This is a genomic window from Kitasatospora sp. NPDC059160 (assembly GCF_042755465.1).
In the GTDB taxonomy this organism is placed as follows: domain Bacteria; phylum Actinomycetota; class Actinomycetes; order Streptomycetales; family Streptomycetaceae; genus Kitasatospora.
The window spans coordinates 41221-66610 of sequence record NZ_JBHZCN010000011.1 but is presented as its reverse complement, the minus strand read 5'-3'; the positions used below and the strand labels follow the sequence as shown (position 1 = coordinate 66610).

At 73.2% G+C, this 25390-nt stretch carries 18 protein-coding genes and 2 riboswitches; of the genes, 8 read left to right on the top strand and 10 right to left on the bottom strand.

The features are described from left to right. Positions 1-81: 81 nt before the first annotated feature. Together ACFXOZ_RS06975 and ACFXOZ_RS06970 are read left to right on the top strand one after the other, a co-directional pair. Positions 82-285, top strand: a complete 204-nt coding sequence (locus ACFXOZ_RS06975) for a CsbD family protein (RefSeq protein ID WP_380588099.1) — start codon at positions 82-84, stop codon at positions 283-285. A gap of 56 nt (positions 286-341) precedes the next feature. Next, on the top strand, positions 342-503 hold the full coding sequence (locus ACFXOZ_RS06970; protein WP_360235922.1) for a hypothetical protein: 162 nt from the start codon (positions 342-344) through the stop codon (positions 501-503). 65 nt (positions 504-568) lie between these two features. On the opposite strand, the gene ACFXOZ_RS06965 is transcribed toward ACFXOZ_RS06970, so the two are convergent. The 7 genes from ACFXOZ_RS06965 to ACFXOZ_RS06935 form a co-directional block, all read right to left on the bottom strand. Further along, positions 569-1342, bottom strand: coding sequence for an enoyl-CoA hydratase (locus ACFXOZ_RS06965; RefSeq protein ID WP_380588096.1), 774 nt, complete (start codon positions 1340-1342; stop codon positions 569-571). Continuing rightward, on the bottom strand, positions 1339-2220 hold the full coding sequence (mmsB, locus tag ACFXOZ_RS06960; RefSeq protein ID WP_380588093.1) for a 3-hydroxyisobutyrate dehydrogenase: 882 nt from the start codon (positions 2218-2220) through the stop codon (positions 1339-1341). The genes ACFXOZ_RS06965 and mmsB overlap by 4 nt, the downstream gene beginning before the upstream one ends. Continuing rightward, positions 2217-3281: an enoyl-CoA hydratase/isomerase family protein gene (locus ACFXOZ_RS06955; protein WP_380588090.1), complete on the bottom strand. Its 1065-nt coding sequence runs from the start codon at positions 3279-3281 to the stop codon at positions 2217-2219. The genes mmsB and ACFXOZ_RS06955 overlap by 4 nt, the downstream gene beginning before the upstream one ends. Beyond that, a complete protein-coding gene (locus ACFXOZ_RS06950) occupies positions 3281-4426 on the bottom strand; it encodes an acyl-CoA dehydrogenase family protein (protein ID WP_380529806.1) in 1146 nt (381 codons plus the stop codon). The genes ACFXOZ_RS06955 and ACFXOZ_RS06950 overlap by 1 nt, the downstream gene beginning before the upstream one ends. A 5-nt stretch (positions 4427-4431) precedes the next feature. Further along, on the bottom strand, positions 4432-5931 hold the full coding sequence (locus tag ACFXOZ_RS06945) for a CoA-acylating methylmalonate-semialdehyde dehydrogenase (RefSeq protein WP_380588087.1): 1500 nt from the start codon (positions 5929-5931) through the stop codon (positions 4432-4434). 196 nt (positions 5932-6127) lie between these two features. Continuing rightward, positions 6128-6319: riboswitch (cobalamin riboswitch) on the bottom strand. 241 nt (positions 6320-6560) lie between these two features. Next, positions 6561-6782, bottom strand: coding sequence for a hypothetical protein (locus ACFXOZ_RS06940; protein WP_380529809.1), 222 nt, complete (start codon positions 6780-6782; stop codon positions 6561-6563). Between the two features lie 146 nt (positions 6783-6928). Then, a complete protein-coding gene (locus tag ACFXOZ_RS06935; protein WP_380588085.1) occupies positions 6929-8320 on the bottom strand; it encodes a short-chain fatty acyl-CoA regulator family protein in 1392 nt (463 codons plus the stop codon). A 359-nt stretch (positions 8321-8679) separates the two neighbouring features. Between ACFXOZ_RS06935 and aceA the strand changes: the two genes are divergently transcribed. The 6 genes from aceA to ACFXOZ_RS06905 all read left to right on the top strand — a co-directional run bounded on the left by aceA (position 8680) and on the right by ACFXOZ_RS06905 (position 16321). Beyond that, positions 8680-9975 (top strand): isocitrate lyase, encoded by a 1296-nt coding sequence (gene aceA, locus ACFXOZ_RS06930; RefSeq protein ID WP_380588083.1) that lies wholly within the window; start codon positions 8680-8682, stop codon positions 9973-9975. Between the two features lie 202 nt (positions 9976-10177). Then, a complete protein-coding gene (aceB, locus tag ACFXOZ_RS06925; RefSeq protein ID WP_380588080.1) occupies positions 10178-11788 on the top strand; it encodes a malate synthase A in 1611 nt (536 codons plus the stop codon). Positions 11789-11815: 27 nt separating this feature from the next. Next, on the top strand, positions 11816-12727 hold the full coding sequence (locus ACFXOZ_RS06920) for a 3-hydroxybutyryl-CoA dehydrogenase (protein WP_380588077.1): 912 nt from the start codon (positions 11816-11818) through the stop codon (positions 12725-12727). A gap of 290 nt (positions 12728-13017) precedes the next feature. After that, positions 13018-15216, top strand: a complete 2199-nt coding sequence (locus ACFXOZ_RS06915; protein ID WP_380588074.1) for a glycoside hydrolase domain-containing protein — start codon at positions 13018-13020, stop codon at positions 15214-15216. Next, complete coding sequence (locus ACFXOZ_RS06910) at positions 15213-15572, top strand: hypothetical protein (protein WP_380529820.1); 360 nt, start codon at positions 15213-15215, stop codon at positions 15570-15572. The genes ACFXOZ_RS06915 and ACFXOZ_RS06910 overlap by 4 nt, the downstream gene beginning before the upstream one ends. A gap of 20 nt (positions 15573-15592) precedes the next feature. Then, complete coding sequence (locus tag ACFXOZ_RS06905; protein ID WP_380588071.1) at positions 15593-16321, top strand: hypothetical protein; 729 nt, start codon at positions 15593-15595, stop codon at positions 16319-16321. Between the two features lie 95 nt (positions 16322-16416). Here ACFXOZ_RS06905 and metE read toward each other — a convergent pair whose 3' ends face one another. The 3 genes from metE to ACFXOZ_RS06890 all read right to left on the bottom strand — a co-directional run bounded on the left by metE (position 16417) and on the right by ACFXOZ_RS06890 (position 25264). Next, entirely contained in the window at positions 16417-18732 is a 2316-nt protein-coding gene (gene metE, locus ACFXOZ_RS06900; protein ID WP_380588068.1) for a 5-methyltetrahydropteroyltriglutamate--homocysteine S-methyltransferase, read from the bottom strand. 177 nt (positions 18733-18909) lie between these two features. Further along, a riboswitch (cobalamin riboswitch) is annotated at positions 18910-19079 on the bottom strand. A 171-nt stretch (positions 19080-19250) separates the two neighbouring features. Continuing rightward, positions 19251-21815 (bottom strand): SpoIIE family protein phosphatase, encoded by a 2565-nt coding sequence (locus ACFXOZ_RS06895; protein WP_380588065.1) that lies wholly within the window; start codon positions 21813-21815, stop codon positions 19251-19253. Positions 21816-21871: 56 nt separating this feature from the next. Further along, positions 21872-25264: a HAMP domain-containing protein gene (locus ACFXOZ_RS06890; RefSeq protein WP_380588062.1), complete on the bottom strand. Its 3393-nt coding sequence runs from the start codon at positions 25262-25264 to the stop codon at positions 21872-21874. Positions 25265-25390: the final 126 nt, after the last annotated feature.

The following is a 25390-nucleotide window of genomic DNA, read 5'->3' as shown; positions in this document are numbered from 1 at the left end:
AGGGCGATTACGGGGCAAACGGAGACGAACAGCGGCGACGGAGCCACGTCGCCGACGGACGACGGACCACGGGAGGACCGGATGAGCAGCCTGTCGAACAAGGCGCAGGAACTGACCGGCAAGGCCAAGGAGAAGGCCGGGGACGTGACCGGCGACCAGAAGCTCAAGGGCGAGGGCCAGGCCGATCAGGTCGAGTCGAAGGCCGAGCAGGCCGCGGACGACGTCAAGGACGCCGTGCGCGGCGCCGCCGACCGGGTCAAGGGCGCCTTCGGGCGCAAGCACTGACGGCGGCATCCGACGGCGGACACGAGGACGAGGCGAGGAAGCGGAAGGGGAACGACATGGCACTGCTCCTGTTCATCCTGCTCATCGCGGTGGTGTTCGGCTTCGTGGGCGTCCTGGTGAAGGGGCTGCTCTGGCTGCTCCTGATCGGGATCGTCCTCTTCGTGGGCGGCCTGGTGTTCGGCGGCCTGCGGCTCGGCAGCCGCCGGGCCGGCAGGTAGCACGGGCCGACCGGAATCGGGCGGGGCCGGGGCGATCCTCTGCCCCCGGCCTCGCCCGCCGGTCGTCAGCGGTGCTCGAACTTCGGCGCCCGCTTCTCGGCGAAGGCGGCCATGCCCTCCTTCTGGTCCGCCGTGGCGAACACCGAGTGGAACAGCCGGCGTTCGAAGCGGACGCCCTCGGCGAGCGTCGTCTCGAAGGAGCGGTTGACGCTCTCCTTGAGCATGACCGCCGCCGGGGTGGACATCGCCGCGACGGTCCCGGCGGTGGCCAGCGCCTCGGTGAGCAGCTGGTCGGCCGGGACGATCCGGGCGACCAGGCCGGCCCGCTCGGCCTCCTCGGCACCCATCATCCGGCCGGTGAGGCACAGGTCCATCGCCTTGGCCTTGCCGATGGCGCGGGTGAGGCGCTGCGAGCCGCCGATGCCCGGGATCACCCCGAGCTTGATCTCCGGCTGCCCGAACTTCGCGGTGTCCGCGGCCAGCAGGATGTCGCACATCATCGCCAGCTCGCAGCCGCCGCCCAGCGCGTAGCCCGCGACGGCGGCGACGACGGGCTTGCGCAGGGCGGCGAAGCGGTCCCAGGCGGCGAACCAGTCGCCGAGGTAGGCGTCGACGAAGTCGAGCGACTGCATCTCCTTGATGTCCGCACCGGCCGCGAAAGCCTTCGCCGAGCCGGTCAGCAGCAGGCAGCCGATCGCCGGGTCCCGGTCGAACTCCGCTGCCGCCGCCACGACTTCGTTCATCAACTGGGTGTTCAGCGCGTTCAGCGCCTTCGGCCGGTCGAGAGTGATCAGCCCGACCCGGCCCTTGCGCTCGACCAGGATCGTCCCGTACGTCATGCGCGCTCCCTCAGCGTGGTGATGATGGCGGAGAAGTCCAGCCCGCCGCCCCCGTCCTGGGCGAAGTCGGCGAACAACTCGGCTGCCCGGCGGCCGAGTTCGGTCGGCGCTGCGGTCGCGGTGGCGGCGTCGGCGGCCAGCCCCAGGTCCTTGGCCATCAGGGCGGCCGCGAACCCGGCGGCGTAGTCGCGGTTGGCCGGGCTGGTCGGCACCGGCCCGGGGACGGGGCAGTTGGTGGTGAGCGCCCAACACTGGCCGGAGGCGGTGGAGGCGACCTCGTAGAGCGCCCGGTGGCTGAGGCCGAGGCGCTCGCCGAGGACGAAGGCCTCGCTCACCGCGATCATCGAGACGCCGAGGATCATGTTGTTGCAGATCTTCGCGGCCTGCCCGGCACCGGAGCCTCCGCAGTGGACCACCTTGCGGCCCATCGCGGCGAGCACCGGTTCCGCCTCGGCGAACTCGGCCTCGTCCCCGCCGGCCATGAAGGTCAGGCTCGCGGCCTCGGCTCCGGGGACGCCGCCGGAGACCGGCGCGTCCACGGCCCGGTGCCCGACCGTACGGGCGAGGTCCGCGGCCACCCGGGCGTCGCCGACCGCGACGGTGGAGCAGTCCACGAACAGCGCCCCGCTCGCCGCGAGCGTCAACTCTTCGTAGGCCTGCAGGACATGGCGTCCGGTCGGCAGCATGGTGAGCACCACCTGGGCGTCGGCGACGGCCTCCGCCGCCGAGCCCGCCACCGTCACGCCGTGGGCGGCCGCCCGCTCCCGGGCGGCCGCCGAGAGGTCGTAACCGGTCACCCGGTGACCGGCCTTGACCAGGTTGGCGGCCATCGGGCCGCCCATGTTGCCGAGTCCGACGAATCCGATCGCGAGGGTCACCAGCGCTCCAGGGGTGTGGTGGCGGCGAGGCCGAGTTCACGCTCGCCGAGCGGGGCGAAGTAGCGGGCCACGACGGCGTCCTCGACCTCGGCCAGGGTGGCCGGGTGCCAGCGCGGCGAGCGGTCCTTGTCGATCACCTGGGCCCGGATGCCCTCCGCGAGGTCCGGGGTGGCCAGCGCCGCGCAGGAGATCCGGTACTCCTGGTCGAGCACCGCCTCCAGCGGGCCGAGCGCCCGGGCCCGGCGCAGGGCGGCGAGCGTCGCCTTCACGGCGCTCGGGGAGTTGGCCGCGATCCGGTCGGCGGCCGCCTTCGCCTCCGGTTCGCCGCTGTCGCCGAGCCGGTCGAGGATCTCCTCGACGGAACCGGCCGCGTAGCAGCGGTCGATCCAACCGCGCTGCCCGGCCAGCGGACCGGGCGGCGCGGCGGCGACGTGCCGTTCCAGGGCGTCGTGCACGGGCCGTTCGGCCAGGTCGTCCAGCAGCGCCGGGAGGCGTTCGGCGGGCACGTGGTGGTCGGCGAGCCCGCAGAGCAGGGCGTCCGCGGCGCCGACGGAGCCGGCCGTCAGGGCCAGGTGGGTGCCGAGTTCGCCGGGGGCGAGGGCGAGCAGGTAGGTGCCGCCGACGTCGGGGACGAAGCCGATCCCGGTCTCCGGCAGGGCGATCCGGGTGCGTTCGGTGACGATCCGGACGCTGCCGTGGGCGGAGACGCCGACTCCGCCGCCCATCACGATGCCGTCCATCACGGCCACGTAGGGCTTGGGGTAGCGGGCGATCCGGGCGTTGAGGTGGTACTCGTCGCGCCAGAACTCCTCGGCGGCGCCCGGGTCCCCGCCGGTGGCGGCACGGTGGATGGCCACGATGTCGCCGCCCGCGCAGAGCCCGCGCTCCCCGGCGCCGGTGATCACCACGGTGGCCACGGCCGGGTCGTGCTCCCAGTCGTCCAGGGCGCGCGCGATGCGCCGGACCATGCCGTGGGTGAGGGCGTTGAGCGCCTTGGGGCGGTTGAGGACGATCAGCCCGGCGCGGCCCTCGCGGTGGACCAGGACCTCCTCGGCACTCATCAGGCGGCTCCGATCAGGCCGCGGGCGACGATGACGCGCATGATCTCGTTGGTCCCTTCCAGGATCTGGTGCACCCGCAGGTCGCGGACGATCTTCTCGATGCCGTACTCGGCCAGGTAGCCGTAGCCGCCGTGGAGTTGGAGCGCCTGGTTGGCCACCTCGAAGCCGGTGTCGGTGGCGTGCCGCTTGGCCATCGCGCACAGCTGCGGTGCCCGCCGGTCGCCCCGGTCCAGGGCCGCGGCGGCCCGCCAGAGCAGCGCCCGGGCGGCCTCCAGCTCGGTGGCCATGTCGGCGAGCCGGAACTGCAGCGCCTGGGCGTGCAGCAGCCGGGCGCCGAAGGCCTCCCGGTCGGCGAGGTGGGCGGTGGTGCGCTCCAGGGCGCTCTGGGCGCCGCCGAGCGAGCAGGCGGCGATGCCGAGCCGGCCGCCGTTCAGGCCGGCCATGGCGATCCGGAAGCCCTCGCCCTCGCCGCCGAGCAGGCGGTCGGCGGGCAGCCGGACGCCGTCCAGGACGACCTGGCGGGTGGGCTGGGCGTTCCAGCCCATCTTCCGCTCGTCGGGGCCGAAGGAGAGCCCCGGGTCGTCCCGCTCCACCACGAAGGCGGACACCCCGGAGGCGCCCGGGCCGCCGGTGCGCGCCATCACCACGTACACCCGGGCCGCGCCCGCGCCGGAGATGAACTGCTTGACGCCGTCCAGCACCCAGTGGTCGCCGTCGCGCACCGCCCGGGTGGCGAGCGCGGCGGCGTCGGAGCCGGCGCCGGGTTCGGTGAGGCAGTAGCTGCCCAGGTCCTCGGCGGTGCAGAGTGCGGGCAGCCAGCGGTGGCGCTGGTCCTCGCTGCCGTAGCGGTCGACCATCCAGCCGACCATGTTGTGGATGGACAGGTAGGCGGCGACGGACGGGCAGCCGCCCGCCAGTGCTTCGAAGACCACCACGCCGTCCAGCCGGGAGAGTTGGGAGCCGCCGACGTCCTCCCGGACGTAGACCCCGGCGAGGCCGAGGTCGGCGGCCTTGCGCAGCACGTCCACCGGGAAGTGCTTGGCCTGGTCCCACTCGACCGCGTGCGGGGCCAGGTACTCGGCGGCGAAGGCTCCGACGGCCTCGGCGATCGCGGCCTGGTCCTCCGTCAGTTCACTGGTGTGCACGGCGTTCACCCCATCGTCGGCATGGTGAAGCTCGCGCCCTCCTTGACCCCGGAGGGCCAGCGCGAGGTGACGGTGCGGGTGCGGGTGTAGAAGCGGATCGAGTCCGGACCGTGCTGGTTGAGGTCGCCGAAGGCGGAGCGCTTCCAGCCGCCGAAGGTGTGGTAGGCGATCGGCACCGGGATCGGCACGTTGACGCCGACCATGCCGGTGTCCACCCGGCGGGCGAAGTCCCGGGCGGTGTCGCCGTCCCGGGTGTAGATGGCCACGCCGTTGCCGAACTCGTGCTCGCTGGGCAGCCGCAGCGCCTCCTCGTAGTCGGCGGCGCGGACCACGGTGAGCACCGGGCCGAAGATCTCCTCGCGGTGGATCCGCATGTCCGGGGTCACCCGGTCGAACAGCGAGGCGCCGAGGAAGTAGCCGCCCTCGTGGCCCTCAAGGCGGAAGTCCCGCCCGTCGACGACGAGTTCGGCGCCCTCCCGGACCCCGAGGTCGAGGTACCCGCGGACCCGCTCCAGCGCGTCGGCGCCGACCAGCGGGCCGAAGTCGGCAGCCGGGTCGTCCGAGCGGCCGACCTTGAGCGCGGCGATCCGCTCGACCAGCTTGGCCACCAGCGCGTCCGCGGTCTCCTCCCCCACCGGGACGGCCACCGAGATCGCCATGCAGCGCTCCCCCGCCGAGCCGTAGCCGGCGCCGATCAGCGCGTCGGCGGCCTGGTCGAGGTCGGCGTCCGGCATCACGATCATGTGGTTCTTCGCGCCGCCGAAGCACTGCGCCCGCTTCCCGTGGGCGGCGGCCGTCGCGTAGACGTACCGGGCGATCGGGGTGGAGCCGACGAAGCCGACGGCCTGCACCCGCTCGTCCTCCAGCAGGGTGTCCACCGCCTCCTTGCCGCCGTTGACCACGTTGAGCACGCCCGGCGGCAGCCCGGCCTCCAGGAACAGCTCGGCGAGCCGAAGCGGCACCGACGGGTCCCGCTCGGAGGGCTTGAGAACGAAGGAGTTGCCGCAGGCCAGCGCGGGTGCGGCCTTCCACAGCGGGATCATCGCCGGAAAGTTGAACGGCGTGATGCCGGCGACCACGCCGAGCGGCTGGCGCATCGAGTAGACGTCGATGCCGGTGCCGGCGTTGTCGGTGAACTCGCCCTTCAACAGGTGCGGGATCCCGGCGGCGAACTCCACCACCTCCAGGCCGCGTTGGAGGTCGCCGTGGGCGTCGGCCACAGTCTTGCCGTGCTCGGCGGAGAGCAGCCGGGCCAGCTCCTCCTTCTCCTGCTCGACCAGTTGCAGGAAGCGCAGCAGCACCCGCGCCCGCCGCTGCGGGTTCCAGGCCGCCCACGCGGGCTGGGCCTGGGCGGCGTCGGCGATCACCGCCTCGACCTCGGCCCGGTCGGCCAGCGGCACCCGGGCCTGCACCCGGCCGGTGTTGGGGTCGAAGACGTCGCCGTAGCGGCCGGACGTCCCGGCGACGCGCTTGCCGCCGATGAAGTGGGTCAGTTCGCGGACCATCGGTTCCTTCTCTCGTCACGGGTGGGGAGAGGAGGAATGGAGAGAGCACGCCGCGGCAGCGGACGTACGGTCGTACGCCGTCGCGGCAGGCGTAAAGTGACGAACCGTCAGGGGCGATGGGCCCCGACGGTCGGCAGCACGGCAGCGGAGCGGGAACAGCGGCCCGGAGTCATGCGTGTCGTCTCCATCCTCGTGGAAAACACGGATCATCCGCGGCCGGTATCCTGACTCCCGGATCCACGCCCGCCCCCTGGCCTTCCCGGCTGGCTGCCAGTGGCCGTCATCTGCGAGGACGAACTCCCCGGTCACAGTGGCGGGACCGTGCCGGACTCACACCGGCTTCCCTGACACCGCGGACCTGCCGTCGACCATATAGTTGGACGTCCTAGTAAGTCCAGACCCACCGCCGCGCGACGCGGGCCCGAGCGGTCACAGGGCCACGACGGGTCACAGGGCCAGGACGGGCCGGTGGTGGTCGAGCCAGAGCGCGAGGTCGACCACGCGTTCCTGTAGAGCGAGGTGTCCGTGTCCCCGACACCGATCGGCGAGTCCCGGGCCGCGACCACGGCCTTTCGCCGGACCGGCGGCGGGTCATCGGACCGCCGCCCCCGGGCGCCGTTCGATCGCGTTCAGCCGGCCGAAGCCGCCGAGAGGTCCAGCAGTCCCTCCTTGGCCTGGCGCACCAGGTCGCGGAACTGGTCCTCGCTCATCCGGATCTGCTGACCGAAGTCGTCGGTGATCCTCACCCGCCGGTCCACCGGGGCCTCCCGGTCCAGGAACACCTGGGGGCAACCGCAGTTGCAGTTGCCGCAGAACGTCGCGAAGGGCTGTGGCGTCTCGTCGCCGGCCATCCGTCCCACCTCACTTCCGCCCGTGGTGCACGGGGCTTCCGGGCTGGCGATGCCCGCCGCCCAATGTCACCAAACCCGATGGCAGGAAGGGTGGTTGTACTCGTCCGACGGCCCTCCGGGGGCTGCCTCGCCCCGTGCGGCACCGCTCAGGAGGACGCCGGGTACGGGACGAAGGTGCTGGTGTGCTCGTCGACGGCCAGCGGGCGGCCGATCGCCGGGGCCGAGCGCTGGGCGCAGGCCGGGCGTTCGCAGACCTTGCAGCCCAGGCCGATCGGGGTGGCGGCGGCCTCGTCGGTCAGGTCAAGGCCGGCGGAGTACACCAGCCGCCCCGCGTGCCGGAGTTCGCAGCCGAGGCCGATGGCGAAGGTCTTGCCGGGCCGGCCCCAGCCGCCGGGCGAGCGGGTGACGGCGCGGGCCGTCCACAGGTAGCGGCGCCCGTCCGGCATGGCGGCGACCTGGACGTGGACCCGGCCCGGGGCGGCGAAGGCGTCGTAGACGTTCCACAGCGGGCAGGTGCCGCCGGTGCGGGAGAAGTGGAAGGGCGTGGCGGACTGCCGCTTGGAGACGTTCCCGGCCCGGTCGACCCGGACGAAGGAGAACGGCACCCCGCGCAGGCCGGGGCGCTGGAGGGTGCTGAGGCGGTGGCAGACCGTCTCGTAGCCGACGCCGAAGTGGTCGGCGAGGTGCTCGATGTCGTAGCGGGCGGACTCGGCCTCGGCGTGGAAGGCGGCGTAGGGCAGGACGAGGGCGGCGGCGAAGTAGTTGGCCAGGCCGATCCGGGTGAGCGAGTGCGCGGCCGAGCCTTCGGGGCTGTCCTGGGCGGCGAGTTCGGAGAGCAGCGCGTCGTGTTCCAGGTAGCCGAGCTGGGTGGCCAGCCGGAAGGCCTGCTGGCCGGGGCGCAGCCGGTCCGACAGCCGCAGCGTCCGGGTCCGCGGCTCGTACCGGTGCAGCTGCTCCCCGCCGGAGGTGAGCCGTACGCCGTGCACGTCGGCCAGCCGTTCGGCCAGCACCGCCCGCACCCCGCCGCGCCGCAGCCGGATCTCGCCCGCCAACTCCTCGGCGGCGGTGTCGAGTTCATGGACGTAGTTCTGCCGGCGGTAGAAGAACTCGCGGACCTCCTCGTGCGGGGTCCGGGTGTCGGCGGCCGGGCCCCGGTCCCCCGCGAGGACGGCGAGCTGCTCGGCCAGGGTGCGACGGCCGCGCCCGAGGTCGGTCAACAGCCTTGCCACGGCGGGCAGTCGGGTGGCGACCTCGTCGAGGTCACCGGGGGTGATCCGGCCGGACGCGAGCTCCTCGCCGAGGCCGTCGCGCAGTTCGGCGGCGAGCCGGGCGCTGTCCGGCGGGGCGAAGTACCCGGCCTCCACGCCGAACGCCTCGGTGAGCCGCAGCAGGACGGGGACGGTCAGCGGGCGGGCGTCGTGCTCCAGCTGGTTGAGGTAGCTGGGCGAGAGGTCGATCATCCGCGCCGTGGCGGCCTGGCTCAGTCCGCGTTCCTCCCGGAGCCGGCGCAGCCTGGCCCCGGCGAAGGCCTTCCCCATCGCCCCGCACCTCCGTGTCCGGCCGTCGGGTCGGGCCGGTGCGGCGCAGCCTAGCCGCAACGCCTCCGGGCAAGCCTTCGCAAGCTTCGCGGATTCGCCGGGCGGGCTTCGCGGAACTTGGCACGGCTCCACCGGTGACGGCGGCCGCGTCGGCTGCCAGAGTCGGTGCTGCGGCCGGGAGGCGCCCAGAACGGTGGCGAACGGGCAGGTCAACTGCCCTGACCTGTCGTCCGGGTGACCACGTCCCGCGGTGTTCCACCGCTGCCCGGCGCCACCCGGCCGCCCTCTCGCCACGTCGTGAGAGGTCGCTCACATCCTTCGCAACGTCCTTCGCAGAGCATCCCCGGGAGTCGATCACCATGACCCAGTCGGTTCGGCAGCAGCAGGAGCAGCAGGCGGCGGAGCTGGCCGCCCGGTGGGCGTCCGACCCCCGCTGGGCCGGCATCGAGCGCACGTACGGCGCGGCGGACGTCGTCCGGCTGTCCGGTACGGTGCGCGAGGAGCACACCCTGGCCCGCCGCGGCGCCGAGCGCCTGTGGAAGCAGCTCCACGAGCAGGACTACGTGCACGCCCTGGGCGCGCTGACCGGCGGTCAGGCCGTCCAGATGGTCAAGGCCGGGCTCCAGGCGATCTACCTGTCCGGCTGGCAGGTCGCGGCCGACGCCAACCAGGCCGGCCAGACCTACCCGGACCAGAGCCTCTACCCCGCCAACTCCGTCCCCCAGGTGGTGCGTCGGATCAACAACGCGCTGCTGCGCGCCGACGGGATCGACGCCGCCGAGGGCACCGACGGCGGCCCGGACTGGCTGGTGCCGATCGTCGCCGACGCCGAGGCGGGCTTCGGCGGCCCGCTGAACGCCTTCGAGCTCACCAAGGCCATGATCGCGGCCGGCGCCGCGGGCATCCACTACGAGGACCAGCTGGCCTCCGAGAAGAAGTGCGGCCACCTCGGCGGCAAGGTGCTCGTCCCCACCGCCCAGCACGTCCGCACCCTCAACGCGGCCCGCCTGGCCGCCGACATCGCCGACGTGCCGACCCTGGTCGTCGCCCGCACCGACGCGCTGGCCGCCAACCTGCTCACCACCGACGTGGACGAGCGCGACGCCCGCTTCTGCACCGGCGAGCGCACCGCCGAGGGCTTCTACCGGGTCGAGCCCGGCATGGCGCCGGTGATCTCCCGCGGCCTGGCCTTCGCCCCGTACGCGGACCTCATCTGGGTGGAGACCGGCACCCCGGACCTCGCCCAGGCCCGGGAGTTCGCCGAGGCGCTCAAGGCCGAGTACCCGGACAAGATGCTGGCCTACAACTGCTCGCCCTCCTTCAACTGGAAGGCCGCCCTGGACGACGACCGGATCGCCAAGTTCCAGCGGGAGTTGGGCGCCATGGGCTACCGCTTCCAGTTCATCACGCTGGCCGGCTTCCACGCCCTCAACCACTCGATGTTCCAGCTGGCCCGCGGCTACGCCGAGCACGGCATGACGGCCTACGTCGACCTCCAGGAGGCCGAGTTCGCGGCCGTGCCGGACGGCTACACGGCCGTGAAGCACCAGCGCGAGGTCGGCACCGGCTACTTCGACCAGGTCTCCACCGCGCTCAACCCCGACGCCGAGACCCTGGCGCTGACCGGCTCCACCGAGGCCGAGCAGTTCCACTGATCCTCCGATCCCCGCCCGCCCGGTGGGTTCGGTCGTCCACCCACCGGAGCGTGCCACCCCGGCGGCCCGTACGGCGGAGCGAGGGAGCTCCGTGCCGCCCACCCGCCCGGGGCCGCGTTGAGGGACGCGGCCCCGGGCCCCACCCGTCCCCGCCCGACCCGTCCCCACCTGACCCGCCCCGCCTGCTTCCCTGGAGAACCGGATGAGCCAGTCCCGTCGCGTCGAGGTCCTCGGAGAGCCCGAGGACCGCTTCGAGGAGGTCCTCACCCCCGAGGCCCTCGCCTTCCTCGCCCGGCTGCACGACGGGTTCGCCGCCCGCCGCACCGAGCTGCTCGCCGAACGCGCTCGCCGCGCCGCCGAGTTGGCGTCCGGCGGCACCCTGGACTTCCGCCCGGAGACCGCCGCCGTCCGCGCGGACGCCAGCTGGCGGGTGGCCGGCGCCGGCCCCGGCCTCACCGACCGCCGGGTGGAGATCACCGGCCCGCCCGAGCGCCGGATGGCCGTCAACGCCCTCAACTCCGGCGCGAAGGTGTGGCTCGCGGACTTCGAGGACGCCACCTCCCCCACCTGGCACAACCTGGTGACCGGCCAGCTGAACCTGGCCGACGCGATCGAGCGCCGGATCGAGGAGACCACCCCGGACGGCAAGCACTACTCCGTCGGGACCGACCCGGCCACCATCGTGGTCCGCCCGCGCGGCTGGCACCTGGACGAGGCCCACTTGCTGATCGACGGCCGCCCGGCCGTCGGCGCCCTGGTCGACTTCGGCCTCTACCTCTTCCACTGCGGCCGGCGCCAGATCGAACGCGGCAGCGGCCCGTACTTCTACCTGCCCAAGCTGGAGAACCACCTCGAAGCCCGGCTGTGGAACGACGTCTTCACCGCCGCCCAGGCCGAGTTGGGCATCCCGTACGGGACGGTCCGCGCCACCGTGCTGATCGAGACCATCACCGCCGCCTTCGAGATGGACGAGATCCTCTACGAACTGCGCGACCACGCCGCCGGGTTGAACGCGGGCCGCTGGGACTACCTGTTCAGCCTGATCAAGAACTTCGCCCAGCACGGCCCGCGTTACGTCCTGCCGGACCGCGCCACCCTCACCATGACCCAGCCCTTCCTGCGCGCCTACACCGACCTCCTCGTGCGCACCTGCCACCGGCGCGGCGCCCACGCCATCGGCGGGATGGCCGCCGCGATCCCCCAGCGCGACCCGGCCGCCAACGCCGTCGCCCTGACCAAGGTGCGGGCCGACAAGGAGCGGGAGGCCGGGGACGGCTTCGACGGCTCCTGGGTCGCCCACCCCGGCCTGGTGGACACCTGCCGCACCGCCTTCGACGCCGTCCTCGGCGCGTTCCCGCACCAGCTCGACCGCACCCGCGCGGACGTCGAGGTCACCGCCGACGACCTGCTGGGCGTGCACCGGCTGTCCGCCGGCCTGCCCACCGACCAGGGGCTGCGCGCCAACGTCGCCGTCGCCCTGCGCTACCTCACCGCCTGGCTCGGCGGCGCCGGCGCCGTCGCCGTGTTCGGCCTGATGGAGGACGTCGCCACCGCCGAGATCGCCCGCTGCCAGATCTGGCAGTGGCAGCACCACTGCACCCGGCTCACCGGCGGCTCGCTCGCCACCCCGGACCTGGTGCGCCGGCTGATCGACCGCGAGCGCGCCGCCCTCCTCGCCGAGGGCGTCGACCCCGAGCTCCTCGACGCCGCCGTACGGGTCCTCACCGAGACCTCCCTCGGCGACGAACTGCCCGCCTTCCTCACCACCGAGGCCTACGCCCGCCACCTGGTCCGCGTGCGCGCCACGGCCTGAGCCACACCACCACGGAGGCACCGCACCATGAACGACATCCGAACGACCGAGCTCCCGACGGACGAGACCCGAACGAACGAGATCCGCCGCGTCGCCGTCGTCGGCGCCGGACAGATGGGCGCGGGCATCGCCGAGGTCTTCGCCCGCGCCGGCCTGGACACCGTCGTCTGCGAGAAGGACCGGGCCGCGCTCCGGGCCGCCCGCGGCCGCATCGACCGCTCCCTGCACCGCGCCGTCGACCGCGGCCGGATCGACCCGGCCGAGCGCGAGTCCTCCTGGGCGCACCTGCTGTTCGCCGACGACCCGGCGGCGCTGGCGGACCGCCAGCTCGTCGTCGAGGCCGTCGTCGAGGACGAGCACGCCAAGACCGAGGTGCTCACCACCCTCGACAAGGTCCTCGTCGACGACGGGGCGATCCTCGCCACCAACACCTCGTCCATCCCGGTCACCCGCCTCGGCATCGCCACCGGCCGCGCCTCGCACGTCCTCGGCCTGCACTTCTTCAACCCGGCGCCGGTGATGCCGCTGGTCGAACTCGTCTCCTCGCTGCACACCGACCGCACCGCCCTGCGCCGGGTCGAGGCCTTCGCCCGGGACGCCCTCGGCAAGCACGTCATCCACTCGCGCGACCGGGCCGGCTTCGTCGTCAACGCCCTGCTGGTGCCCTACCTGCTGTCCGCGATCCGGATGGCCGAGGCCGGCCACGCCACCCCGGAGGACATCGACGCCGGCATGGTCCACGGCTGCGCCCACCCGATGGGCCCGCTCGCCCTCGCCGACCTGATCGGCCTGGACACCGTCGAGGCCATCGCCCGCTCCCTGTACGACGAGTACAAGGAGCCCCTCTACGCCCCGCCGCCACTGCTCTCCCGGATGGTCGAGGCCGGCCTCCTCGGTCGCAAGAGCGGCCACGGCTTCCACCCCCACCGGACGTCCTGACCCCGGATCACCGGGCCCGAGAAGAGCACCGGGCCGCGCCGGGCAGAACCAGGCCGAGCCGAGCAGAACCAAACAGCAGGTCAATTCTCCCCAAAGCCCTGGTAAAGTTCCTCCTCGTGCCGCAACGGGGGGACCGCGGCCGTTTCCAGGGGGGGCATCACCGCCGGCCTCGTTCCACCGGACCGCCACGGTGGCGGAGGTGCCGCCCTGCTCGCGCCCGGCCGCCCCGCGGTCTCCCCCGTGCCCCGGAGAGGGGTGGCGGCGCTCCACCGGAACACGGGAGACAGCTCATGGCTGACGAGATGGTTCGTCTGGCTCAGAAGTTCATCAACACGACCTACAACAGCGGTGCCATGCTCGGCATCTCGAAGCTGGAGGAGGACGGCCGCACCGGCTGGCCGACCATGTACGCGCTGACCCGCGCGCTCCAGTACGAGATGGGCATCACAGCGCTGTCGAACTCCTTCGGCCCGACCACCCTCTCGACCCTCCAGGCCAAGTACCCGAGGCTCGACGAGTCGACCGTCCCGTCCGCGAACTTCTGCCGTATCCTCCAGGCCGCCCTGTACTGCAAGGGCTACGACGGCGGCGAGATCGACGGGAAGTACAACGACCGGGTGAAGGCCGCGGTCGGCAGGCTCAAGACCCACATGGGCCTGGAGTCGGTGTTCCCGGGCAGCGCCCTCGAACCCAAGGTGGTCAAGGGCCTGCTCACCATGGACGCCTACGTCACCGTCAACGGCGGCACGGACGGCGTCCGGGCCATCCAGCGGTGGCTGAACGGCCGCTACGTCAACCGCAAGGACTTCTTCGTCATCCCCTGCGACGGGCACCACTCCCGGGACGTCGCCAAGTCCATGCTGCTGGCGATCCAGTACGAGCTGGGCATGGCCGACGGCACCGCGAACGGCGCCTTCGGCCCCGGCACCCAGGCGGGGTTGAAGGGCCGCACCCTCACGGTCGGCGCCACCGGCACCTGGCCGACGCTGTTCACCGCGGCGATGATCCTCAACAAGCGGGACGTCCCGCTCGGCGACTTCACCGCCACCGTGAAGAGCGGCGTGGAGGCCTTCCAGTCCTTCGTGAAGCTGCCGGTCACCGGCACGGGCGACTTCCAGACCTGGGCCTCGCTGCTGGTCTCCTACGGCGACCAGACCCGCCGGGGCACGGCCTGCGACGGCGTCACCAAGATCACCCCGGCCCGCGCCCAGGCGCTCAAGGACGCCGGCTACCAGTACATCGGCCGGTACCTCTCCAACGCCTCGACCACCAGCCTGCCGGAGAAGCAGATCCAGCCGGGCGAGCTGGCCACCATCAAGCAGTACGGCCTGCGCTGCTTCCCGATCTACCAGACCTGGAGCCGGTCGGCGGACTACTTCGGCTACGAGCAGGGCAACAACGACGCCTTCCGCGCGGTCGAGTGGGCGCGCTTCCACGGCTTCAAGCCCGGCACCACCATCTACTTCGCCGTCGACTACGACGCGATGGACGGCGAGGTCACCGCCAAGATCGTCCCGCACTTCCGGGGCGTCCACCACACCATCAGCGAGAACTCCCCGTACCGGGTGGGGATCTACGGCCCGCGCAACGTCTGCCAGCGGGTCGCCGACGCGGGCTACGCGGAGACCAGCTTCGTCTCCGACATGTCCAGCGGCTTCTCCGGCAACCTCGGCTACCCGATGCCGACCAACTGGGCCTTCGACCAGATCGCCACCATCACCGTCGGCTCGGGCGCGGGCGCCATCGAGATCGACAACAACATCGCCTCCGGCCGGGACACCGGCCAGGGCGACTTCGACCCGGGCCTGCCCAGCGTCGCCGGGCTCGACGTGGACCTGGACAAGACCGCCTACCGCGACCCGATGCTGCGCGACGTGCAGAAGTACCTCACCTCGATCGGCGTCCCGGAGACCGGCGGCTCCGGCTGGACGGACTCCGACTGGGTCACCCTCGGCGGGGTCTCCACCACCAAGGCGTACGACCTGGTGCTCAGCGCGGACTGGCTGTTCACCGCGCTGGCCCGCGAGTTGAAGCTGCGCAAGGCCCTGATCCAGGCCCCCGTCCTGTGGGAGCTGCGCAAGCTGAACCCGCTCGACGCGGTCTCCGACGCCGGCGTCCGCAACGGGATCCTGGAGGACTGCAGCACGGGCTGGGGCCAGATCTTCGCCCGGGTCGCCATGGCCGCCCGCAACTACTGCCTCAAGGAAGGCCTGATCAACGGCTCCCCGCTGGCCGAGCCCAACCTGCGGGAGGTCTGGGACAAGCTCCAGGACCCGGCCTACAACATCCGCTCGGTCGCCTACCTGACGGTCTACAACGCCCACCAGCTCAAGATCGCCCGCCCCGACCTGACCACTGGCCCGGCCGACACCCAGGCCCTGCTCGCCCGGTACAACGGCCTCGGCGAGGACGCCCAGCAGTACGGCCGCGAGCTGATCGGCCTGTACAACGTCCTGGAGGGCTACAACCTGCTCTCCCGCACCAAGTGAGCTCCGCTGCCCCGGCGGACGCCGAACGGCCCCGGGACTACTCCCCCACCGCCGCCGTCGTGAACCTCCTGCTGGGGGTGCCCGGCATCGTCCCGGTCTGGCTGCTCTACTACTTCGCCGCCAACTGGCCGCTCGCCGCACTCGGTTGGACCAGCCGTGAGCCGACGGAGAACGACGGTGTCCTGCCGTGGCTGCTGCTGCCCGGCCCCCTGGTGCTCGGCTCCGCCGTCCTGTGGTGGTTCGCCAACCGCGCCCTGCGGCGCCGCACCGCCCCGCACGGCCGCCGCGCGGTGTACTGGCCGACCAGCGTCCTGCTGACCCTGGTGCCCACCTTCGTGCTCATCGTCGTCCTGTAGGAGAAAGAGAGTTGGAAAACGTGCAGACCACCGTCACCCGGCGCACCGTCACCCGACGGACCGCCGTCCGGGGCGCCGCCGTCCTCGGCGCGGCCGCGGCCACGGCCGCCCTGCTCCCGGGCACGGCCTCGGCCGCCCCGGGCACCACCCCGCCGCAGGCTCCCGGGCTCCCCGAACTCACCGAACGGAAGCTCCCCACCAGCGCCAACGGCTGGACGATCGAGAAGGAGGCCAACCACGTCTCCACCGTCTGGACCCGCCAGGTCGCCGGCACCGGGCTCTCGGTCGACCTCCGGATCGGCGACGTCGAGGAGATCCTCGTCCACCTGATCCGGCGCTTCCACTACGAGGTGGAGGAACTCCCCGACGGCGACCTGCTCGGCTGGCAGGAGATCGGCGGCCTGCGGACGGCACTGCCGGAGTCGAACCTCGCCTCCGGCACCGCCGTCCGCATCCGCCCCGGCGCCTCGGCCAAGGGCGGCCTCTTCGCCCACCAGGAACTGGTGCTGCGCGACATCCTCGCCGACTGCCAGGGCGTGGTGCGCTGGGGCGGGGACGACGACGAGGTGGACGAGTCGCTGTTCTACCTCGCCCTCGGCCCGCAGGACCGCCGGGTGAACCGGCTCGCCGACCGCCTGCGCGGCTGGGCCGAACGCCCCGGCTCGGGCGCCGGCACCCCGGTGGACGTGGCCTCCCCGGACCGCCGCACCGAGGCGAGCACCCTGGCCCGCACCCAGCGCGCGGGCTGACCAACCCACGGGGCGGGCCCGGCAGCCGTGCCGCGCCCGCCCCCGAACCCGTCCGATCGGCCCGCCTGATCAGCCCATCTGATCAACCCGCCCGATCAGCCCGCGAGTTCGGCCCGCAGGCGGCGGGCGGCCGCGACCAGGCTGTCCAGCGAGGCGCGGGTCTCGGGCCAGCCGCGGGTCTTGAGGCCGCAGTCGGGGTTGACCCAGAGCCGCTCGGCGGGGATCGCCGCCAGTCCGGCCCGCAGCAGCTCGACGGCCTCCTCGGTGCTCGGCACCCGCGGGGAGTGGATGTCCCAGACACCCGGGCCGACCTCGCGCGGGTACCCGGCGGAGGCCAGTTCCCCGGCGACCTCCATGTGCGAACGGGTCGCCTCCAGGGAGATCACGTCGGCGTCGAGTTCGTCGATCGCGGTCATGATCGCGCCGAACTCGGCGTAGCACATGTGGGTGTGCACCTGGGTGTCGGCGCGCACGCCCGAGGTGGCCAGCCGGAAGGCCTCGGTGGCCCAGTCCAGGTAGGCCGGGCGACCGGCGGCGCGCAGCGGCAGGGTCTCGCGCAGGGCCGGTTCGTCGACCTGGACGACGGCGGCGCCCGCGGCCTCCAGGTCGGCGACCTCGTCGCGCAGGGCGAGGGCCACCTGCCGGGCGGTCTCGGCGAGCGGCTGGTCGTCGCGGACGAAGGACCAGGCGAGCATGGTGACCGGGCCGGTCAGCATGCCCTTGACCGGGCGGTCGGTCAGGTCCTGGGCGTAGCGGAACCAGTCGACGGTCATCGGCTGCGGGCGGGAGATGTCCCCGGCCAGGACCGGCGGCCGGACGTAGCGGGTGCCGTAGGACTGCACCCAGCCGTGCCGGGTGGCCAGGTAGCCGGTGAGCTGCTCGGCGAAGTACTGGACCATGTCGTTGCGCTCGGGCTCGCCGTGCACCAGGACGTCCAGGCCGGTCTTCTCCTGGTAGGCGACCACCTCGCGGACCTCCGCCTCCATCCGCTCCCGGTACGCGGCGGCGTCGATCCGCCCGGCGGTCAGGTCGGCCCGGGCGACGCGCAGTTCGGTGGTCTGCGGGAAGGAGCCGATGGTGGTGGTCGGCAGCAGCGGCAGTGCGAGCCGGGCCCGCTGGGCCGCGGCCCGTACGGGGTAGGGCTGGGCGCGCCGGGCGTCGCCCGGGGTGACGGCCGCGGTGCGGGCGCGCACGGCCGGGTCGCGGGTGATCGGCGAGGTGGCGCGGGAGGCCAGGTCGGCGCGGTTGGCGGCGAGTTCGGCGGTGATCGCGCCGGTGCCCTCGCGCAGGGCGCGGGCCAGCAGCGCGGTCTCGGTGGCCTTCTGCTTGGCGAAGGCGAGCCAGCGGGCGATCTGCGGGTCGATGTCGCGTTCGAGGGTGGCGTCGATCGGCACGTGCAGCAGCGAGCAGGAGGGCGCGACGTCGACCCGGTCGGCGAGCCCGAGCAGGGTGGCCAGGGTGGCCAGCGAGGCGCCCAGGTCGTTGATCCAGATGTTGCGGCCGTCGATCACCCCGGCGACCAGGCGCTTGCCGGGCAGCCCGCCGACGGCGGCGAGGTCCGCCAGGTTGGCGGCGGCCGGTCCGGTGAAGTCCAGCGCCAGGCCCTCCACCGGGGCCTTGGCCAGCACCGCCAGGGCGTCGCCGAGGCGGTCGAAGTAGCTCGCCACCAGCAGCTTGGGGCGCTCGGTCGGCGCGCCCAGCTCGCGGTAGGCCCGGGCCGCGGAGTTCAGCTCGGCCGGGGTCCGGTCCTGGACCAGCGCGGGCTCGTCCAGCTGCACCCACTCCGCACCGGCGGCCCGGAGCGCCGCGAGCAGTTCCGCGTAGACGGGCAGCAGCCGGTCCAGCAGGGTGATCGGCTGGAAGTCGGGGGCCACCCCCGGCGCCGGCTTGGCGAGCAGCAGGTAGCTGACCGGCCCGACCAGCACCGGACGGGCGCCGTGGCCGAGCGCGAGCGCCTCCCTGAGCTCGGCGACGGCCTTGGCCGGGTTCGCGGCGAAGGCGGTGTCCGGCCCCAGCTCCGGGACGAGGTAGTGGTAGTTGGTGTCGAACCACTTGGTCATCTCCAGCGGAGCGACGTCCTGGTTGCCGCGCGCCATGGCGAAGTAGCCGTCCAGCGGGTCGGCGTCGACCGCCGCCCGGTGCCGCGGCGGGATCGCGCCGACCGCCACGGTGGTGTCCAGGACGTGGTCGTAGAGCGAGAAGTCGCCGGTCGGGACCTCCTCGATGCCGGAGTCGGCGAGCTGCTGCCAGTTCCCCCGGCGCAGGTCGGCGGCGGTGGCCAGCAGCACCTCGGCGGTGACGGCGCCCTTCCAGTACCCCTCGATCGCCTTCTTCAACTCCCGGCCCCGCCCCTGGCGGGGGTAGCCGTGGGCGGTGGCGAGGGTCGCCGCGGCTGCGGACTTCGTGGTCAAGGGACTCTCCTTCGCGAGTCTGGTTCCTCAAGTGCCCGGCGACGGGGACGAGGACGCGAAGGGACGACGGACCGGACGGGCCCCCGCACACGGGTACGGCTCCGCCAGGTGTGGTCGCCGACCCGCCCTCGAGGTCACCGGATGGCCGGGCGCGAACGGTCGCACCCGGGCAGTGGCAGGTCTTCGGACTCGCGGGCCCGCCCGTCCTCCTCGAGGACCGGCACCTACTGGCCGTCGCTTCCCAGACCCGAACCGGGCCCAGTGCGTATGACGGCGGTCGTTCCCACTCACCGCTGCGGGGCAGTCCCGGACTGGCCAGTTGAAAGGCGTCACCGGGTTCCCTCTTACGACACCCCGCCTGGCGGACGGGGCGAACCAGCTGCACCCGCCACCCTACGGGCAGCCCGCCGCTTTCCGGCCGGAGAACCGCACAACCGTCCACATGATGAGACGACGTCAGCCTCCGACGACCTCGGCCTGCGACCGGGGTCAGCCTCCGGCCGCTGCGACGGCCCGGGTCAGCCGACCGCCACCCCGACCAAGCAGGTGTCGTCGTCGGTGTCGGCACCGCTGTACTGCAACAGGTGGTCCAGGTGCCCCTCGAGGCCGTCCCCACCCTCGGCGGCCAGCCGGTGCGCCCGCTCGGCGAGGGTCGTCAGGTTGCTCAGCGACGCCTGGAGGGACTCGTCGCGGCGCTCGATCAGCCCGTCGGTGTACATCACCAGGGTGTCCCCGGGCCGGAGCACGATCTCCTCCTCCTGGTAGTCCGCCTGGTCGACGGCGCCGAGCAGGATCCCGCCGAGCTGCGGGAGGGTCCGCGCCCGGCCCTCGCGCAGCAGGACCGGTGGCGGGTGGCCAGCGCGGGCCCAGCGCAGCCGCCGGGTGGCGGGTTCGTAGAGCCCGCAGACGGCGGTGGCGGTCACGTTGTCCGTGAGGTGGTGGGTCACGCTGTTCAGCCAGTTGAGCAGTTGGCCCGGTCCGGCACCGGTGGCGGCCAGGCCGCGCAGGGCGTTGCGCAACGCGACCATGCCGGTGGCTGCCTCGATGCCGTGCCCGGCGACGTCGCCGACGCAGATCAGGACGTCGCCGGTGGGCAGCACGAGGGCGTCGTACCAGTCGCCGCCGACCAGGTGGTCCTTCTCGGCGGGGCGGTAGCGCACCGCCACGTGCAGGTCGTGAAGGTCCAGCGGCCCCCGGGCGGGCGGCATGATGGCGTGCTGGAGCTGGAGGGCGAGGCGGCTGCGCTCGGCGGCCTGCTGCTCGCTCTGGGCGAGCTGGTCGCGGGTGGCGGCCAGGGCGACCTCGGTCCAGTGCTGGGCGGAGATGTCCTGGTAGGCGCCGCGGACCACGCGCAGTCCGCTGTCCGGGTCGTGCACCGGTTCCGCCACCACCCGGATGTGCCGGGTGACCCCGTCGGCGCGCTGGAGGCGGAAGGCGGTGGAGGCGGGCCGCCGGTGGTGCAGCAGCGTCCGCAGGAAGCGGCCGATGGTCTGCCGGTCGTCCGGGTGGGCGTGCTCGGCGAGCTGGTCGAGGGCGATCGGCCGGTCGGTCGGCGCGAGCCCGTGCAGCTCGAACAGGGTTTCGTTCCAGTCGATCCGACGGGTCGCCAGGTTCTCCTCGAAGCCGCCGATGCGGCCGAGGCGTTGGGCGTGCTGGAGCAGTCGGGCGACCCGCGGGGTACCGTCGTCGAGCCGCCAGACGACCACCAGGTGGGTGCCGTGCCGGCTGATGCCCACCTGGGCCCGGGCGGTCAGCGGCACCCCGTCGACCAGGGCGGCCAGCCGCATGTCCTGGGTACGGAAGGGCTCGCCGGTGGCGAAGACGTGCTCGACCATCTCGGCCAGACCGCCCGGTGCGGCCGCCAGCGGGTAGGCCTCCAGCAGTCGGCGACCCACGATGGCCACCGTCGGCCGGCCGGCGAAGTCCGCGAAGGACGGGTTGACGTGCCGGATCACGAACCGGGGCGGGAGTCCGTCGTGGTCCGGGGCGAGCCGCAGGACCAGGCAGGGGTCGAACAGTCCGTCGGCCAGCTGCCGCAGTTCGTCGAACTGGGCGTCCGCGGGATCGGTGGCGGAGAACTCCCGTCCGTCCCAGGACTCCAGGGTGGCGGCGGCCACCTCGGCGAGCGCCTCGAACTGCCGTTGCAGGGGCTGGGAGCGCTCGGGGAGTTCCTCGTTCCAGCAGAGCTCCAGCACGCCGATCAGCCGGCCGCCGACCCCGGCCGGCACGGCCAGCCGACCGCCGCGGACGTCGTGCTGGCCGATCGAGGGCAGCGAGGCGTCGGCGAGCACGGGGTAGGCGACGGTGCCTCGTTCGTCCAGCGCCCGGCGGGCCGGCGTGGGCACGCCCGGGGGTACGTGGCGCCAGCGGCGGGCCTCCTCCGGCTGGAACCCGGCGCTGCCCGCGAGGGAGAGCGAGAGGTCGGGATGGGCGGCCCAGACGGCCACCGCGGCCACGCCGAGCGGCCGCAGGGCGTGCTCCAGCATGGAGCGGGCCGCGCTCTCGGCGTCGCCGCCCGCGACAGTGTCGGCCTCGATGCTGCGCAGCCGGCGGGCGACCGGGTCCGTGGTACGGACGGCCGTACCGGCGACGAAGTCACGGGCGAGTGCGGAGATCCGGTCGGCCGCGACCTGGTTGACCAGGTCGGCGGCCAGCGCCAGGGTGGTCACCCCGGCCTGCTCGGCGAGGCCCTCCAGCTGGCGGGCGGCCTCGGTGGGGCCGCAGCGCAGCCGTTCCACCAGGACGCCGACGGCCAGCTCTACCACGGCGCGGCCCGCCGAGTCGGCCTGGGCCTGGTCGAGTTCCCGGCGCAGCCACTCCACCGTGCTGGCGAGCCGGCCCATGGCGGTCGCCGTCGGGTCCGGGTCCGGGTCCGGGTCCGGGTCCGGGTCCGGGCCGCCCGGGGCTGCCGGGCGGCCCGTCGGTTCCGGACCGTACGACGGGGACGCCTCGCCGGGCGGGGCTGCGTCGCCGACCGGCTGCGGACCGGCCGGGGTGCGCTGGGCGCCGACCCTGGGCAGGACGGTGGCCGGGTCCGCCGCCCGAGCGCGATCGGCTGCGGGCTGCTCCGGTGGGTGCTGCACGGTGGTGGGCTCCTGGGTCGTGGACGGCGGCTCCGGACGGCGACTCCGGACGGCGGCTACCGGGTGAGGTGGTGGGTGATCCGGTTGATCACCTCGTCCGCGTCCACCGGCTTGGTGATGTAGTCGCTCGCCCCTGCGGCCAGGCTCTTCTCCCGGTCGCCGAGCATCGCCTTGGCGGTCACGGCGATGATCGGCAGCCCCTCGTGCTCGGGCATCGCGCGGATCGCCGCGGTGGCCGTGTACCCGTCCATCTCGGGCATCATCACGTCCATCAGGATGACGTCGATGCCGGGGTGGGCGGTCAGCGACTCCAGGGCGGCGCGCCCGTTCTCGGCCTGGAGGACCCGCATCCCGTGCAGTTCCAGGATGCTGGTGATCGCGTACAGGTTGCGGTCGTCGTCGTCGACCACCAGCGCCGTACGCCCGGCGAGGGCCGGCCCGGTGGCGGGGCTCCAGGCCTGGACCCGGTCCCCGTCGCGGACCGACGGGAGCGCGCCGCCGGGGTGGTCGGCGCTCATGTGGAGGGCGATCCGCTCGCGCAGTTCGTCGAGGCTGGCGAGCAGTTCCAGCGGTCGCCCGCCTGGGCGGGTGACCGCGTCCGGGTGCTGGACGGCGACGCTCCGGTTGTTGTGCGCCAGCACCGGCACGGTGTGCAGCGCCGGGTCGCCCTCCATCTCGGACAGCAGGGTCGCTGCCGTGCCGTCCGGTAGGTCCAGTTCCAGGACGACGCAGTGGCAGGGGGCGGTGGCCAGCGCGGTGGCGGCTTCCTGGGCACCGACGGCGGTGACGATCTCGACCTCCCGGTGCCCGGCGGAGTAGCGGGCGAGGTCGGCGACGGCGTTCTCCGCCACCAGGGTCAGCAGCCCGCTGGGCCGCCCCTCGACCACCAGGAGCCGACGCGGCCGGCCCGCGGACGAGCGGTCGGCCGGTTCGTGGGCCTGGTCCGCGGCGGGCCGTGCGCAGACGCCGTCGTTCGGCTCCACGGCCGCCGTCGGGGCCTCGGGGACGGCGACCTCCGCGTGGACCACGGGCAGGTAGAGGGTGAAGACGCTGCCCCGGCCCAGGCTGCTCTCGACGGTGATCGCGCCGCCGAGCAGGTAGGCGATCTCCCGGCTGATGGACAGTCCGAGGCCGGTTCCGCCGTACTTGCGGCTGGTGGTGCCGTCGGCCTGCTGGAAGGCCCCGAACACGGTCTCCAGGTGCTGGGGCGCGATGCCGATCCCCGAGTCGGTGACCCGGAAGGCGAGCACCGGCACGCCGCGCCGTACGCCGTCGGGGAGTTCGGCCGCGGTGGCGGGCTCGATCCGCAGCTCGACCCGGCCGTGCTCGGTGAACTTGACGGCGTTGGACAGCAGGTTGCGCAGCACCTGCCGCAAGCGGTAGTCGTCGGTGCGCAGTTCGCCGGGGACCCCGTTGGCGGTGCGGACCGCGAAGGCGAGGTTCTTCTGCCCGGTCATCGGGCGGAAGGTGGCCTCGACGTAGTCCAACAGGGTCTGCAGCGGTACCGCGTCGACGCTGAGGTCCATCTTCCCGGCCTCGACCTTGGACAGGTCGAGGATGTCGTTGATCAGCTGGAGCAGGTCGGAGCCGGCCGAGTGGATGATGCCGGCGTACTCGACCTGCTTGGCGCTCAGGTTGCGGGTGGGGTTCTGCGCCAGCAACTGGGCGAGGATCAGCAGGCTGTTGAGCGGGGTCCGCAGTTCGTGGCTCATGTTGGCGAGGAACTCGGACTTGTACTTCGAGGCGAGGGTCAGCTGGTGGGCACGCTCCTCCAGCTCCTGGCGGGCCTGCTCGATCTCCAGGTTCTTGGTCTCGATGTCCCGGTTCTGGGCGGCCAGCAGCTCCGCCTTGTCCTCCAGTTCGGCGTTGGAGAACTGGAGCTCCTCCTGCCGGGCCTGCAACTCGGCCGACCGGGCCTGGAGTTCGGCGGTGAGCCGCTGGGACTCGCCGAGCAGCTCGTCCGTCCGGGCGTTGGCGATGATGGTGTTCACGTTGACGCCGATGGTCTCCATCAGCTGGTCCAGGAAGTCCCGGTGGACCTGGGTGAACGGCAGTACGGAGGCCAGCTCGATGACGCCGAGGACCTGCCCCTCGACCACGATCGGCAGCACGATGAGCGACAGCGACTCGGTGCGGCCGAGGCCGGAGGAGGCGGCCAGGTAGCCGGGCGGCAGGGCGCCCACCGCGATGGTCCGCCGGCTGCGCGCCGCCTGGCCGACGAAGGACTCGCCCATCCGGAAGCGGGTGGGCCGCTCGCCGTCGGGGAACGCGTAGGAGCCGACCAGTTGGAGCACCGTCCCCCCGCCGCCGTCCTCGGCGAGGTAGAACGCGCCGCACTGGGCGCCGACCAGCGGGGCGAGTTCGTCCATCACGGACTCGGCGACGACGCCCAGGTCGCGTCGGCCCTGCATCAGCGCGGAGAACCGGGCCAGGTTGGTCTTCAACCAGTCCTGTTCCTCGTTGGCGCGGGTCGTCTCGCGCAGCGACTCGACCATGAAGTTGACGTTGTCCTTGAGGTCGGCGACCTCGCCGGAGGCATCCACGGTGATCGAGCGGGTCAGGTCGCCGGCCGCGACGGCGCTGGTGACCTCGGCGATCGCCCGGACCTGCCGGGTCAGGTTGCCCGCCAGCTCGTTGACGTTCTCGGTGAGCCGCTTCCAGGTGCCGGAGACGCCCCCGACCTTGGCCTGCCCGCCGAGCCGGCCCTCGGTGCCGACCTCCCGGGCCACCCGGGTCACCTCGTCGGCGAAGGAGGAGAGCTGGTCGACCATCGTGTTGATGGTCTCCTTCAACTCCAGGATCTCCCCGCGCGCGGTGACGGTGATCTTCTGCGAGAGGTCGCCCTCGGCCACCGCGGTGGCCACCTGGGCGATCGCACGGACCTGGCCGGTGAGGTTGCCCGCCATGGAGTTCACCGAGTCGGTGAGGTCCCGCCACGTCCCCGAGACGCCCTCGACCTTGGCCTGCCCGCCGAGCCGGCCCTCGGTGCCGACCTCCCGGGCCACCCGGGTCACCTCCCCGGCGAAGGAGGAGAGCTGGTCGACCATCGTGTTGACGGTGTTCTTCAACTCCAGGATCTCGCCCCGGGCGTCGACCTCGATCTTCTGCGTGAGGTCGCCGCGGGCCACCGCCGTGGTCACCTGGGCGATCCCGCGCACCTGGAAGGTGAGATTGCCGGCCATCGCGTTGACCGAGTCGGTGAGGTCCGCCCAGGTGCCCGACACGCCCGGCACCTTGGCCTGCCCGCCGAGCCGGCCCTCGGTGCCGACCTCCCGGGCGACCCGGGTCACCTCCGAGGTGAAGTGCGACAGCTGGTCGACCATCCCGTTGAACACCGAGGCGATCTCGCCCAGCAACCCGTGCTCGTCGTCGGGCAGCTTCGTGCTGAAGTCACCGTCCCGGACGGCCGTCAACCCGGCGAGCAGCTGGCGCAGTTCGGGCTCGTTCACCAATGCCGTCTCCGGCTCGCCCGCTGGGCGCTGCCGTGGGCCGTCGGTCGTGGTCGGGACAGCCATCGAACGTCGCCTCCGTAGAACGCGGGGCCTCGGCCCGGCATCCGGTCGTGAACACCGCCG